Below are 15,072 nucleotides of genomic sequence, written 5' to 3' on the forward strand. Positions count from 1 at the left end.
AATGAGACCTCCTATTTTATATACTTTCTTAATATATCTGATCGTTTTTCATTTACTGATTTATCATCTTCACTATCCAATAAAAATGCAGATTGAATGGCAATAATTAATTCATTGAATTTAAAGTCTTCTAATTCAATATAACCTAAATCGATACCTAATTTCACTTCACTCAATCTGAAGGAAGCTTCTTCCATTGAAATCAGTCTGCTATATTTCAAAATGCCTAATGCACGATAAACTCTATCTAAAGTTTCAACATGATTATGGCGATCTAATTGTTCTCGAATCTGCAATTCTTCATTAATTATTTGTTGCACTACTTCTGACAAGCTATCAATAATTTCTAACTCTGTTTTACCTAACGTCAATTGATTAGAAATTTGATAAATATGACCATAAACTTGAGAACCTTCACCATATATGCCTCTTATCGTAAAACCGAAACGATTTATTGTTTGAGCGATACGGTTCATTCTTTTCATGATTGAAAGCCCTGGTAGGTGAAGCATTACGCTCGCTCTTAATCCAGTACCAATATTGGTAGGGCAAGTTGTTAAATAGCCTAAACTTTCATCAAAACTAATGTCTAATTCTTGATCTATTTGGTCATCTACTTTAGAAGCTTTTTCAAATAACGTATGCAACGATAAATCATTACCCATCGCTTGAATACGCAAATGATCTTCTTCGTTAATCATTAAACTTAATGATTCGTCATCATTTAATAGTACCGCTGCGGCAGGTTGTTTTATTAATTCAGGACTTATAAGATGTTTCGCAACGAGTTTATATTTACTTTGTTGGTCCATAGTATCTAACCTTTGCAAAGTTAACTCGGGAAGCGCATCTTGAACTTCGTTAATCACTCTTTCACCTTCTTTTTCGGAAGGATACATTAGCGGGTGTACGTGATTGTCTAAGTTACGAGCTAATCTAATTCTTGAAGACATGACTACTGGTTGTTCTATTTCGTCTTGCATCCATTCACTTATATGTGAATTAATTTTCTTTTCGCTCATCACGTGACACCTCACTATCTGACTTTAATGCTTTTATTTCATCCCTTACAACTGCAGCTTGTTCAAATTCTTGTTCTTCAATTAAATGACTTAAATAATTTGTTTTGTCTTCAATTTGTTTCTTTAATGCTAATTTTTTATATGACGAGTGTGGTGTTTTTCCAGTATGTTCAAATTGACCACCTTGTACACGTCTAACTATATCTATAATGTCTTCTTTAAATGTATCATAACACTCTGCACAACCAAACTTACCTACATGTGCTATATCTCTTAATGACATTTGACAAGTTGGACAGCGTTTTGCTTCTCTAAAAGTTATTTCATCAAAGTTGATACCGTGTTTAGAAGCAAGGTGCTGTAAAATCTGCTTAACAACAAATGCACCTTCGATATCATCTTGGTGATTTTCTACTTGTTTATCTTGAGTCCAAGGGTTACCACCTTGTGCACATGTAGTGCATACCCACTTTTCTTGAGTACCTTCTTGACCTTTAATCGATATTTTAACTTCTGCCTCATTTAAATGGCAATTTTCACATAACACGGCTATCACCTCGCCTTAATAGTAATTAATTATTGGCAGTAATCGTTTTAAAATGTTAGCCCGAATAATATCTCTAGCTACAATATCCATTTTTAAAGTTTCTCTATCAATAACTGCACTAATCATTTTTGCTTCTCTCTCAGTAATATAGGACTTTTCTAATAATCCGTCTATTATATAGTACGCTTGTTGTTGTGAAATAGAAGGACCAATAATTTGAAGTAAGTGATTAATATAACCAGTTTCGTCTTTATTTTCAATCTTAGTGATTCGAATATATCCTCCTCCACCTCTTTTACTTTCTATTTCATAACCATGTTTATTAGTGAAACGTGTTTTAATCACATAGTTTAATTGCGAAGGAACACAGTCGAAACGTTGCGCGACATGTGCACGTTGAATTTCAACAGCGTCTTCATTGGTGTCTTCAAATAACTTTTTAATGTACTGTTCTATGATGTCTGACATATTATGCATGATTATCACCTCTTTTTGACCTTCTTTGACTATATTATATGACCAACTTTGACCTTTTTCAACCAATATGATTTAAAAATTTTGAATAACTATGTTACTAATATTACTTTTATTGTATTATAGATGATAAGAAAAAAATAAAGGGATGAGAACATTATGCATATTATCATTGGCTTGATTGGGATAGTAGTATTTTTGGTACTAGCCGTGTTATTTAGCTCAGACAGGAAAAATATTCGTTGGAAATATGTTGGCCTACTGTTACTTATACAATTAGTTTTTGCATTTATTCTATTGAAAACTAAAGCTGGAATAACAGTCATTGGAGGAATATCAGACGGCTTTAACTATTTATTAGCAAAAGCGGCTGAAGGTGTTAATTTTGTGTTTGGTGGCTTTGAATTTGTAGATCCAAAAAACCCACCTTTTTTCTTTAACGTATTATTACCGATTGTATTTATTTCTGCTCTTATCGGTATCTTACAATATACAAAAATTTTACCTTTAATTATTAACGTTTTGGGATTCTTAATTTCTAAAATTAATGGGATGGGGCGTTTAGAGTCTTACAATGCTGTAGCAGCAGCCATTCTAGGGCAATCCGAAGTATTTATATCTTTAAAAAAAGAATTAGCTTACATACCTAAACAGCGTTTATACACACTTACAGCTTCGGCAATGTCTACTGTTTCCGCTTCAATAATTGGTGCTTATTTCACATTGATTGAACCTAAATATGTCGTAACAGCGGTTGTATTAAACTTATTTGGTGGCTTTATTATTGCCTCAATTATTAATCCATATCAAGTTGATGAAAAGGAAGATAAATTAATCGTTCAAGAAAGTGAAACACAAAAACAATCTTTCTTCGAAGTTTTAGGGGAATATATTTTAGATGGTTTTAAAGTAGCAGTTATCGTCGGCGCAATGTTGATTGGATATATCGCAATCATTGCGTTACTTAACGGCGTAGTAAGCTTTATTTTCTCTGGTATATCCGGTGGACACCTTCACTGGGATTTCCAAACATTAATTGGTTTCGTTTTTGCACCTTTCGCATTTTTAGCTGGTGTACCATGGAGCGATGCTGTTCAATCCGGATCAATAATGGCAACCAAGTTATTATCAAATGAATTCGTCGCAATGCAAAGCTTAGGGAAAGCGAGTGGCATGGGCGATCACGCTAAAGGTATCGTTTCAGTATTTGTAGTTTCATTTGCCAACTTCAGTTCTATCGGAATTATTTCTGGTGCTATCAAATCACTTAATAACGAAAAAGGAGATATGGTTGCACGTTTTGGCTTGAAATTACTTTTCGGTGCAACACTTGTTTCATTTATTTCAGCAGCTATCGCTGGTTTCTTCATCTAAATAACTAAAATAAAGTGATCATAATGGATAATCCACTATGATCACTTTTTAATTATTTAACTTTTTCAGTTATTTTTGGTCGCACAATATTTTCAATAAAGTAATGCGTTACTCTATAATCATCAGTTAATTCAGGATGAAAAGAAACGCCTAAGTACTTACCTTCCTGAACAGCTACAATTTTATCTCCAACTTTACTTAATACATCTACATTAGCTCGTACGCTTTCTATATGCGGCGCTCTTATAAATACACCTTCAATATCTTCTGCAATACCTTTAATGTCTAATTCGGATTCAAAACTGTCTACTTGTCGTCCAAATGAGTTACGCTGTACAGTAATATCTAATTTACTTAAATATCCTTCTTCACCAACGATATCTTTTGCTAAGACAATTAAACCAGCACATGTTCCAAACATAGGTAAACTAGATTCTTTTAGTGCATCTTTAAATCCATATAAGTTCATCAGACGACGTAACGTAGTCGATTCCCCACCTGGCAATATTAGTCCATCGATTTCTTCAAGTTGCCCAACGCTTTTAATTGCAATTCCATCATGTCCACTTAATTCAATGTGACGAATATGTTCTCTAACTGCTCCTTGAAGCGCTAATACACCTATTTTCATATTACCAACCACGCTCTTGCATACGTTCTTCTAAAGAAAGTTGATTAATGTCTAAACCTTTCATAGCAGTACCTAATTCTTTAGATAAACGACCGATTAATTCGTAATCTTGATAATGCGTTGTTGCTTGTACGATAGCTTTCGCAAATTTTTCAGGATCTTCTGACTTAAAGATACCTGAGCCAACAAATACCCCGTCTGCACCTAATTCCATCATTAGCGCGGCATCTTGAGGTGTTGCTACGCCACCTGCCGCAAAGTTAACCACTGGTAAGCGACCATTGTCTTTAATTGCTTTTAATACTTCGTAAGGTGCCCCAATATTTTTAGCTTCAGTCATAATTTCATCGTCATTCATCACAGTTAAACGACTTACTTCTGAATTAACTTGGCGAATATGTCTAACAGCTTCGACGATATTTCCAGTTCCAGGTTCACCTTTAGTTCTTAACATCGCAGATCCTTCACCAATACGACGAGCAGCTTCTCCTAGATTTCTACAACCACAAACGAACGGTACAGTGAATTGATCTTTTAATAAATGATATTCTTCGTCCGCTGGAGTTAGCACTTCTGATTCATCTATATAATCTACACCCATTGATTCTAACACGCGTGCTTCTGTGATATGTCCGATTCGAGCCTTAGCCATTACAGGTATAGAAACTGCATTCATTACTTCTTCCACAATTTTAGGATTAGCCATTCTAGCTACGCCACCAGCTGCTCTGATATCAGATGGTACACGTTCTAATGCCATTACTGCAACGGCACCTGCTTCTTCAGCAATTTTTGCTTGTTCAGCATTGACAACGTCCATAATAACGCCACCTTTTTGCATTTCAGCCATTCCTCTTTTTACTCTCTCTGATCCGGTAATTTTAGACATTTATACTTACCCCTTTACTTAGTTGATTAAATTCATTTTAAGAGATAAACTGGTATTTAAAAAGGTACAATTTCAAATAAATTTTAGGGGTCAGTTTATGAGTAAACAAACATTGTATATTAATTTATATGAATCATTGAAACAACAAATAATTGAAGGACAGTATGCATCCCATGATAAATTTCCATCAAAAAGAGTATTAGGTGAGCATTTATCGGTAAGTAATACAACAATAGAACATGCATATCAATTATTATTAGACGAAGGATTTATTTATTCTAAACCACGTTCCGGTTACTTTGTATCAGATATAGAATCACTACCGGTCATTTATAAAAATCAGTCGCAACATTTTAGCGAAATTAATAATACTAGTGTGAAAAAATCTGATATTAAGTATAAATATGCCTTTAATATGTCAGAAATTGATTCAGAATATTTTCCAATGCAACAATTTAGGAAGTATGCTCGTGATGTTTTTGAAGATAATGAAATAGACTTACTTCAACACAGGAGTTCAGAGGGTTTATGGGAATTAAGACAACAAATCGCACATTATCTCTTTAATAGTAGAGGTGTAAGTAGCCATCCCGATCAAATTATTATCGGAAGCTCTACAGAGCAACTGATTAATTTAGTAACTGACATTTTAAAAAACGCTTCCTTTATAATTGAACATCCTAGCTATCCACCTATTAAACAAGTACTTGATAAGAAGCAAATAAATTATATTCAAGTCCCAGTAACACAAACAGGTATAGATATTGATGCATTTAAACATAACAATAATAACATTGCATATGTTACGCCGTCACATCAATTTCCTACTGGATATGTAATGAATTTAAAGAAAAGAACACAACTTATACATTGGGCTCAACTTAACGATGACCGATATATTATTGAAGATGACTATGATTCAGAATTTAGATATTCAGGTAAACCTTTACCTGCATTGCAAAGTTTAGATACAAAAGACAAAGTTATTTATATAAGTACATTTTCAAAGTCGTTATATCCAAGTTGCCGTGTTGCTTATGCAGTGTTACCTCAGAAATTATTGGATCAGTACCATCAATTAGAACACAAAGAGGGTAACACCGTACCAGTACATATGCAAAAACTAGTTTCTAATTTTATGCAATCAGGTAGCTTCGAAAGACACCTTAACAAGATGAGAACCGTTTATAATAATAAATTAAGTTATATATTAGAAAGATTAGAACCCTATCATAATCAATTGCAAATTGAAGGGACACTGACAGGGATGCACTTCACATTAACAGTAACTAATGGGCTTACCTTAGAAGAATGTTTAGCTCAAGCTAAAGATAATTTATTAAAAATTGTACCACTTGCACAATATAACAGTGACGAAACAGCTCCAAAATTTATAATTGGATTTGGTGGCATCCCTCAAAACGAACTAAAAGCTCATACAGACATACTCATTCAATCACTAACAAAGTAAAGTATCACTTCTTGATTTTATCAAGTTAGTGATACTTATGCAGTTGCACCCGCAACTGTGATCCTTTGTATTCACTTTAAAGTCCCACTACCTTTTCTCTCTACGCCAAAGTTTTAATATTCTATTTACATTTTATATAAACAGACCTGCGGTCTTATAGTGTTTAAAACATTATTTTGAGAAGTTAAGCTCCTTATTGGGCATAAAAAAAAGAGACCTTTAGGTCTCTTGATTGCCTGGCAACGTCCTACTCTAGCGGGATGTAAATCCGACTACCATCGGCGCTAAGGAGCTTAACTTCTGTGTTCGGCATGGGAACAGGTGTGACCTCCTTGCCATTGTCACCAGACAATGATGTATAACATTTATACATTCAAAACTAGATAGTAAGTAAATATAAATTAACCAATCAAAACATTTAAAAATTGATTAAGTCTTCGATCGATTAGTATTCGTCAGCTCCACATGTCGCCATGCTTCCACCTCGAACCTATTAACCTCATCATCTTTGAGGGATCTTATAACCGAAGTTGGGAAATCTCATCTTGAGGGGGGCTTCATGCTTAGATGCTTTCAGCACTTATCCCGTCCATACATAGCTACCCAGCGATGCCGTTGGCACGACAACTGGTACACCAGAGGTATGTCCATCCCGGTCCTCTCGTACTAAGGACAGCTCCTCTCAAATTTCCTACGCCCACGACGGATAGGGACCGAACTGTCTCACGACGTTCTGAACCCAGCTCGCGTACCGCTTTAATGGGCGAACAGCCCAACCCTTGGGACCGACTACAGCCCCAGGATGCGATGAGCCGACATCGAGGTGCCAAACCTCCCCGTCGATGTGAACTCTTGGGGGAGATAAGCCTGTTATCCCCGGGGTAGCTTTTATCCGTTGAGCGATGGCCCTTCCATGCGGAACCACCGGATCACTAAGTCCGTCTTTCGACCCTGCTCGACTTGTAAGTCTCGCAGTCAAGCTCCCTTATGCCTTTACACTCTGTGAATGATTTCCAACCATTCTGAGGGAACCTTTGAGCGCCTCCGTTACTCTTTAGGAGGCGACCGCCCCAGTCAAACTGCCCATCTGACACTGTCTCCCACCATGCTAAATGGTGCGGGTTAGAAATCCAACACAGCGAGGGTAGTATCCCACCAACGCCTCCACGTAAACTAGCGTTCACGTTTCTAAGGCTCCTACCTATCCTGTACAAACTGTGCCGAATTTCAATATCAGACTGCAGTAAAGCTCCACGGGGTCTTTCCGTCCTGTCGCGGGTAACCTGCATCTTCACAGGTACTATGATTTCACCGAGTCTCTCGTTGAGACAGTGCCCAAATCGTTACGCCTTTCGTGCGGGTCGGAACTTACCCGACAAGGAATTTCGCTACCTTAGGACCGTTATAGTTACGGCCGCCGTTTACTGGGGCTTCGATTCGTAGCTTCGCAGAAGCTAACCACTCCTCTTAACCTTCCAGCACCGGGCAGGCGTCAGCCCCTATACATCACCTTACGGTTTAGCAGAGACCTGTGTTTTTGATAAACAGTCGCTTGGGCCTATTCACTGCGGCTCTCCCGGGCGTTAACCCTAGAGAGCACCCCTTCTCCCGAAGTTACGGGGTCATTTTGCCGAGTTCCTTAACGAGAGTTCGCTCGCTCACCTTAGAATTCTCATCTTGACTACCTGTGTCGGTTTGCGGTACGGGCACCTAATATTCTAGCTAGAGGCTTTTCTTGGCAGTGTGAAATCAACGACTCGAGGAAACAATTTCCTCTCCCCATCACAGCTTGACCTTATGAGTGCCGGATTTGCCTAACACTCAGTCTTACTGCTTGGACGTGCACTCCAACAGCACGCTTCGCCTATCCTACTGCGTCCCCCCATCGCTTAAAACGAATTTAGGTGGTACAGGAATATCAACCTGTTATCCATCGCCTACGCCTATCGGCCTCAGCTTAGGTCCCGACTAACCCAGAGCGGACGAGCCTTCCTCTGGAAACCTTAGTCAATCGGTGGACGGGATTCTCACCCGTCTTTCGCTACTCACACCGGCATTCTCACTTCTAAGCGCTCCACATGTCCTTGCGATCATGCTTCAACGCCCTTAGAACGCTCTCCTACCATTGTCCTACGGACAATCCACAGCTTCGGTAATATGTTTAGCCCCGGTACATTTTCGGCGCAGTGTCACTCGACTAGTGAGCTATTACGCACTCTTTAAATGATGGCTGCTTCTAAGCCAACATCCTAGTTGTCTGGGCAACGCCACATCCTTTTCCACTTAACATATATTTTGGGACCTTAGCTGGTGGTCTGGGCTGTTTCCCTTTCGAACACGGACCTTATCACCCATGTTCTGACTCCCAAGTTAAATTGATTGGCATTCGGAGTTTGTCTGAATTCGGTAACCCGATAAGGGCCCCTCGTCCAAACAGTGCTCTACCTCCAATAATCATCACTTGAGGCTAGCCCTAAAGCTATTTCGGAGAGAACCAGCTATCTCCAGGTTCGATTGGAATTTCTCCGCTACCCACAACTCATCCGCTCACTTTTCAACGTAAGTCGGTTCGGTCCTCCATTCAGTGTTACCTGAACTTCAACCTGGTCATGGGTAGATCACCTGGTTTCGGGTCTACGACCAAATACTCAACGCCCTATTCAGACTCGCTTTCGCTACGGCTCCACATTTCCTGCTTAACCTTGCATCAAATCGTAACTCGCCGGTTCATTCTACAAAAGGCACGCCATCACCCATTAACGGGCTCTGACTACTTGTAAGCACACGGTTTCAAGTTCTCTTTCACTCCCCTTCCGGGGTACTTTTCACCTTTCCCTCACGGTACTGGTTCACTATCGGTCACTAGAGAGTATTTAGCCTTGGGAGATGGTCCTCCCAGATTCCGACGGAATTTCACGTGCTCCGTCGTACTCAGGATCCACTCAAGAGTGCTATCGTTTTCGACTACAGGATTATTACCTTCTTTGATGCATCTTTCCAGATGCTTCGTCTAACAATAACTTTTGTAACTCCGTATAGAGTGTCCTACAACCCCAACAAGCAAGCTTGTTGGTTTGGGCTGTTCCCGTTTCGCTCGCCGCTACTCAGGGAATCGATTTTTCTTTCTCTTCCTCCGGGTACTAAGATGTTTCAGTTCTCCGGGTATGCCTTCAAACATGCTATGTATTCACATGTTGATTACACGACATGACTCGTGTAGGGTTTCCCCATTCGGAAATCTCTGGATCAACGCTTACTTACAGCTCCCCAAAGCATATCGTCGTTAGTAACGTCCTTCTTCGGCTTCTAGTGCCAAGGCATCCACCGTGCGCCCTTAATAACTTAATCTTTTTGTTTTTAAGTCAAACGCAATGTTTAACTCAAAACCCAAAATGTTATTAATCTGTGAGTGTTCTTTCGAACACTAGCGATTATTTTAGTTTGAATTCAAGCTTTTAAAAACTCTAATTCACTCGGTTTTGCTTGGTAAAATCTATTTTTACTTACTTATCTAGTTTTCAATGTACAATTTTAAATAAATGGTGGGCCTAAGTGGACTCGAACCACCGACCTCACGCTTATCAGGCGTGCGCTCTAACCAGCTGAGCTATAGGCCCATTTTTTAGTTAAAATAATAAAATGCTCAAATGAGCATTCAAAACTGAATACAATATGTCTACGTTATCCCTCTCATCTTCATAGAAGATGTTCCGAATATATCCTTAGAAAGGAGGTGATCCAGCCGCACCTTCCGATACGGCTACCTTGTTACGACTTCACCCCAATCATTTGTCCCACCTTCGACGGCTAGCTCCATAATGGTTACTCCACCGGCTTCGGGTGTTACAAACTCTCGTGGTGTGACGGGCGGTGTGTACAAGACCCGGGAACGTATTCACCGTAGCATGCTGATCTACGATTACTAGCGATTCCAGCTTCATGTAGTCGAGTTGCAGACTACAATCCGAACTGAGAACAACTTTATGGGATTTGCATGACCTCGCGGTTTAGCTGCCCTTTGTATTGTCCATTGTAGCACGTGTGTAGCCCAAATCATAAGGGGCATGATGATTTGACGTCATCCCCACCTTCCTCCGGTTTGTCACCGGCAGTCAACTTAGAGTGCCCAACTTAATGATGGCAACTAAGCTTAAGGGTTGCGCTCGTTGCGGGACTTAACCCAACATCTCACGACACGAGCTGACGACAACCATGCACCACCTGTCACTTTGTCCCCCGAAGGGGAAAACTCTGTCTCCAGAGTGGTCAAAGGATGTCAAGATTTGGTAAGGTTCTTCGCGTTGCTTCGAATTAAACCACATGCTCCACCGCTTGTGCGGGTCCCCGTCAATTCCTTTGAGTTTCAACCTTGCGGTCGTACTCCCCAGGCGGAGTGCTTAATGCGTTAGCTGCAGCACTAAGGGGCGGAAACCCCCTAACACTTAGCACTCATCGTTTACGGCGTGGACTACCAGGGTATCTAATCCTGTTTGATCCCCACGCTTTCGCACATCAGCGTCAGTTACAGACCAGAAAGTCGCCTTCGCCACTGGTGTTCCTCCATATCTCTGCGCATTTCACCGCTACACATGGAATTCCACTTTCCTCTTCTGCACTCAAGTCTCCCAGTTTCCAATGACCCTCCACGGTTGAGCCGTGGGCTTTCACATCAGACTTAAGAAACCGCCTACGCGCGCTTTACGCCCAATAATTCCGGATAACGCTTGCCACCTACGTATTACCGCGGCTGCTGGCACGTAGTTAGCCGTGGCTTTCTGATTAGGTACCGTCAAGATGCGCACAGTTACTTACGCACATGTTCTTCCCTAATAACAGAGCTTTACGATCCGAAGACCTTCATCACTCACGCGGCGTTGCTCCGTCAGGCTTTCGCCCATTGCGGAAGATTCCCTACTGCTGCCTCCCGTAGGAGTCTGGACCGTGTCTCAGTTCCAGTGTGGCCGATCACCCTCTCAGGTCGGCTACGTATCGTTGCCTTGGTAAGCCGTTACCTTACCAACTAGCTAATACGGCGCGGGTCCATCTATAAGTGATAGCAAAACCATCTTTCACTGTAGAACCATGCGGTTCTACATGTTATCCGGCATTAGCTTCGGTTTCCCGAAGTTATTCCAGTCTTATAGGTAGGTTACCCACGTGTTACTCACCCGTCCGCCGCTAACGTCAAAGGAGCAAGCTCCTTATCTGTTCGCTCGACTTGCATGTATTAGGCACGCCGCCAGCGTTCATCCTGAGCCAGGATCAAACTCTCCATAAAAAATTATGATGTTTGATTAGCTCATAAAATACTAATTTGTGTGTTATCTCTAACACGTTTAAACCAACGATTATATCGTTGCGTTTGGAATTAACGTTGACATATTGCAATTCAGTTTTCAATGTTCATTTGTTTAATCAACAAGAATAAATTATACAGACAATAGCTTTCAAAGTCAATAACTTTTTAATCTTTTCAATAAAACTTCCATAAAAAAACGACCTCGCGGTCTAAAAATGGAATTGCCTGGCAACGTCCTACTCTAGCGGGATGTAAATCCGACTACCATCGGCGCTAAGGAGCTTAACTTCTGTGTTCGGCATGGGAACAGGTGTGACCTCCTTGCCATTGTCACCAGACAATGATGTATAACATTTATACATTCAAAACTAGATAGTAAGTAAATATAAATTAACCAATCAAAACATTTAAAAATTGATTAAGTCTTCGATCGATTAGTATTCGTCAGCTCCACATGTCGCCATGCTTCCACCTCGAACCTATTAACCTCATCATCTTTGAGGGATCTTATAACCGAAGTTGGGAAATCTCATCTTGAGGGGGGCTTCATGCTTAGATGCTTTCAGCACTTATCCCGTCCATACATAGCTACCCAGCGATGCCGTTGGCACGACAACTGGTACACCAGAGGTATGTCCATCCCGGTCCTCTCGTACTAAGGACAGCTCCTCTCAAATTTCCTACGCCCACGACGGATAGGGACCGAACTGTCTCACGACGTTCTGAACCCAGCTCGCGTACCGCTTTAATGGGCGAACAGCCCAACCCTTGGGACCGACTACAGCCCCAGGATGCGATGAGCCGACATCGAGGTGCCAAACCTCCCCGTCGATGTGAACTCTTGGGGGAGATAAGCCTGTTATCCCCGGGGTAGCTTTTATCCGTTGAGCGATGGCCCTTCCATGCGGAACCACCGGATCACTAAGTCCGTCTTTCGACCCTGCTCGACTTGTAAGTCTCGCAGTCAAGCTCCCTTATGCCTTTACACTCTGTGAATGATTTCCAACCATTCTGAGGGAACCTTTGAGCGCCTCCGTTACTCTTTAGGAGGCGACCGCCCCAGTCAAACTGCCCATCTGACACTGTCTCCCACCATGCTAAATGGTGCGGGTTAGAAATCCAACACAGCGAGGGTAGTATCCCACCAACGCCTCCACGTAAACTAGCGTTCACGTTTCTAAGGCTCCTACCTATCCTGTACAAACTGTGCCGAATTTCAATATCAGACTGCAGTAAAGCTCCACGGGGTCTTTCCGTCCTGTCGCGGGTAACCTGCATCTTCACAGGTACTATGATTTCACCGAGTCTCTCGTTGAGACAGTGCCCAAATCGTTACGCCTTTCGTGCGGGTCGGAACTTACCCGACAAGGAATTTCGCTACCTTAGGACCGTTATAGTTACGGCCGCCGTTTACTGGGGCTTCGATTCGTAGCTTCGCAGAAGCTAACCACTCCTCTTAACCTTCCAGCACCGGGCAGGCGTCAGCCCCTATACATCACCTTACGGTTTAGCAGAGACCTGTGTTTTTGATAAACAGTCGCTTGGGCCTATTCACTGCGGCTCTCCCGGGCGTTAACCCTAGAGAGCACCCCTTCTCCCGAAGTTACGGGGTCATTTTGCCGAGTTCCTTAACGAGAGTTCGCTCGCTCACCTTAGAATTCTCATCTTGACTACCTGTGTCGGTTTGCGGTACGGGCACCTAATATTCTAGCTAGAGGCTTTTCTTGGCAGTGTGAAATCAACGACTCGAGGAAACAATTTCCTCTCCCCATCACAGCTTGACCTTATGAGTGCCGGATTTGCCTAACACTCAGTCTTACTGCTTGGACGTGCACTCCAACAGCACGCTTCGCCTATCCTACTGCGTCCCCCCATCGCTTAAAACGAATTTAGGTGGTACAGGAATATCAACCTGTTATCCATCGCCTACGCCTATCGGCCTCAGCTTAGGTCCCGACTAACCCAGAGCGGACGAGCCTTCCTCTGGAAACCTTAGTCAATCGGTGGACGGGATTCTCACCCGTCTTTCGCTACTCACACCGGCATTCTCACTTCTAAGCGCTCCACATGTCCTTGCGATCATGCTTCAACGCCCTTAGAACGCTCTCCTACCATTGTCCTACGGACAATCCACAGCTTCGGTAATATGTTTAGCCCCGGTACATTTTCGGCGCAGTGTCACTCGACTAGTGAGCTATTACGCACTCTTTAAATGATGGCTGCTTCTAAGCCAACATCCTAGTTGTCTGGGCAACGCCACATCCTTTTCCACTTAACATATATTTTGGGACCTTAGCTGGTGGTCTGGGCTGTTTCCCTTTCGAACACGGACCTTATCACCCATGTTCTGACTCCCAAGTTAAATTGATTGGCATTCGGAGTTTGTCTGAATTCGGTAACCCGATAAGGGCCCCTCGTCCAAACAGTGCTCTACCTCCAATAATCATCACTTGAGGCTAGCCCTAAAGCTATTTCGGAGAGAACCAGCTATCTCCAGGTTCGATTGGAATTTCTCCGCTACCCACAACTCATCCGCTCACTTTTCAACGTAAGTCGGTTCGGTCCTCCATTCAGTGTTACCTGAACTTCAACCTGGTCATGGGTAGATCACCTGGTTTCGGGTCTACGACCAAATACTCAACGCCCTATTCAGACTCGCTTTCGCTACGGCTCCACATTTCCTGCTTAACCTTGCATCAAATCGTAACTCGCCGGTTCATTCTACAAAAGGCACGCCATCACCCATTAACGGGCTCTGACTACTTGTAAGCACACGGTTTCAAGTTCTCTTTCACTCCCCTTCCGGGGTACTTTTCACCTTTCCCTCACGGTACTGGTTCACTATCGGTCACTAGAGAGTATTTAGCCTTGGGAGATGGTCCTCCCAGATTCCGACGGAATTTCACGTGCTCCGTCGTACTCAGGATCCACTCAAGAGTGCTATCGTTTTCGACTACAGGATTATTACCTTCTTTGATGCATCTTTCCAGATGCTTCGTCTAACAATAACTTTTGTAACTCCGTATAGAGTGTCCTACAACCCCAACAAGCAAGCTTGTTGGTTTGGGCTGTTCCCGTTTCGCTCGCCGCTACTCAGGGAATCGATTTTTCTTTCTCTTCCTCCGGGTACTAAGATGTTTCAGTTCTCCGGGTATGCCTTCAAACATGCTATGTATTCACATGTTGATTACACGACATGACTCGTGTAGGGTTTCCCCATTCGGAAATCTCTGGATCAACGCTTACTTACAGCTCCCCAAAGCATATCGTCGTTAGTAACGTCCTTCTTCGGCTTCTAGTGCCAAGGCATCCACCGTGCGCCCTTAATAACTTAATCTTTTTGTTTTTAAGTCAAACGCAATGTT

The 15,072-nt window shown here is 41.9% G+C and carries 7 protein-coding genes, 1 tRNA gene and 5 rRNA genes; 2 read left to right on the top strand and 11 right to left on the bottom strand.

Translation table 11 applies throughout. The features are described 5' to 3' along the window. Positions 1-11 precede the first annotated feature (11 nt). Genes ISP02_RS10525 through ISP02_RS10535 form a run of 3 tightly spaced genes read right to left on the bottom strand, consistent with a single transcriptional unit; the run spans position 12 to position 2,046 of the window. On the bottom strand, positions 12-1,022 hold the full coding sequence (locus ISP02_RS10525; RefSeq protein ID WP_195721520.1) for a protein arginine kinase: 1,011 nt from the start codon (positions 1,020-1,022) through the stop codon (positions 12-14). Then, positions 1,003-1,569 carry a UvrB/UvrC motif-containing protein gene (locus ISP02_RS10530; protein WP_195721521.1) on the bottom strand — a complete coding sequence of 189 codons (567 nt, stop codon included), beginning with the start codon at positions 1,567-1,569 and terminating at the stop codon, positions 1,003-1,005. Before ISP02_RS10530 ends, ISP02_RS10525 begins: the two co-directional genes overlap by 20 nt. Positions 1,570-1,584: 15 nt before the next feature. Beyond that, positions 1,585-2,046, bottom strand: coding sequence for a CtsR family transcriptional regulator (locus ISP02_RS10535; protein WP_195721522.1), 462 nt, complete (start codon positions 2,044-2,046; stop codon positions 1,585-1,587). A gap of 156 nt (positions 2,047-2,202) precedes the next feature. Between ISP02_RS10535 and ISP02_RS10540 the strand changes: the two genes are divergently transcribed. Beyond that, positions 2,203-3,417 carry a NupC/NupG family nucleoside CNT transporter gene (locus ISP02_RS10540; RefSeq protein WP_195721523.1) on the top strand — a complete coding sequence of 405 codons (1,215 nt, stop codon included), beginning with the start codon at positions 2,203-2,205 and terminating at the stop codon, positions 3,415-3,417. A 52-nt stretch (positions 3,418-3,469) separates the two neighbouring features. Here the strand turns inward: ISP02_RS10540 and pdxT are convergent, their stop codons facing one another. Beyond that, positions 3,470-4,048 carry a pyridoxal 5'-phosphate synthase glutaminase subunit PdxT gene (gene pdxT / locus ISP02_RS10545; RefSeq protein WP_195721524.1) on the bottom strand — a complete coding sequence of 193 codons (579 nt, stop codon included), beginning with the start codon at positions 4,046-4,048 and terminating at the stop codon, positions 3,470-3,472. Position 4,049: 1 nt separating this feature from the next. Then, on the bottom strand, positions 4,050-4,937 hold the full coding sequence (gene pdxS / locus ISP02_RS10550) for a pyridoxal 5'-phosphate synthase lyase subunit PdxS (protein WP_195721525.1): 888 nt from the start codon (positions 4,935-4,937) through the stop codon (positions 4,050-4,052). 97 nt (positions 4,938-5,034) lie between these two features. Here pdxS and pdxR point away from each other — a divergent pair, with 97 nt between their 5' ends. Then, positions 5,035-6,408 (top strand): MocR-like pyridoxine biosynthesis transcription factor PdxR, encoded by a 1,374-nt coding sequence (gene pdxR / locus ISP02_RS10555; protein ID WP_195721526.1) that lies wholly within the window; start codon positions 5,035-5,037, stop codon positions 6,406-6,408. A gap of 234 nt (positions 6,409-6,642) precedes the next feature. Here the strand turns inward: pdxR and rrf (ISP02_RS10560) are convergent. From rrf (ISP02_RS10560) to ISP02_RS10585, 6 genes are all read right to left on the bottom strand, one after another. Further along, positions 6,643-6,757: ribosomal RNA gene (rrf, locus tag ISP02_RS10560) — 5S ribosomal RNA — on the bottom strand. Positions 6,758-6,833: 76 nt separating this feature from the next. Next, positions 6,834-9,756, bottom strand: a 23S ribosomal RNA gene (locus tag ISP02_RS10565). A gap of 192 nt (positions 9,757-9,948) precedes the next feature. After that, positions 9,949-10,025, bottom strand: a tRNA-Ile gene (locus ISP02_RS10570). A 109-nt stretch (positions 10,026-10,134) separates the two neighbouring features. Beyond that, positions 10,135-11,686: ribosomal RNA gene (locus ISP02_RS10575) — 16S ribosomal RNA — on the bottom strand. Positions 11,687-11,930: 244 nt separating this feature from the next. After that, positions 11,931-12,045, bottom strand: a 5S ribosomal RNA gene (rrf, locus tag ISP02_RS10580). A 76-nt stretch (positions 12,046-12,121) separates the two neighbouring features. Continuing rightward, positions 12,122-15,044 (bottom strand): 23S ribosomal RNA (locus ISP02_RS10585). The 16S, 23S and 5S rRNA genes sit together here with 1 tRNA gene alongside, the layout of an rRNA operon. Between the last annotated feature and the right edge of the window lie 28 nt (positions 15,045-15,072).

Source organism: Staphylococcus durrellii (assembly GCF_015594545.1).
GTDB classification, from domain to species: domain Bacteria; phylum Bacillota; class Bacilli; order Staphylococcales; family Staphylococcaceae; genus Staphylococcus; species Staphylococcus durrellii.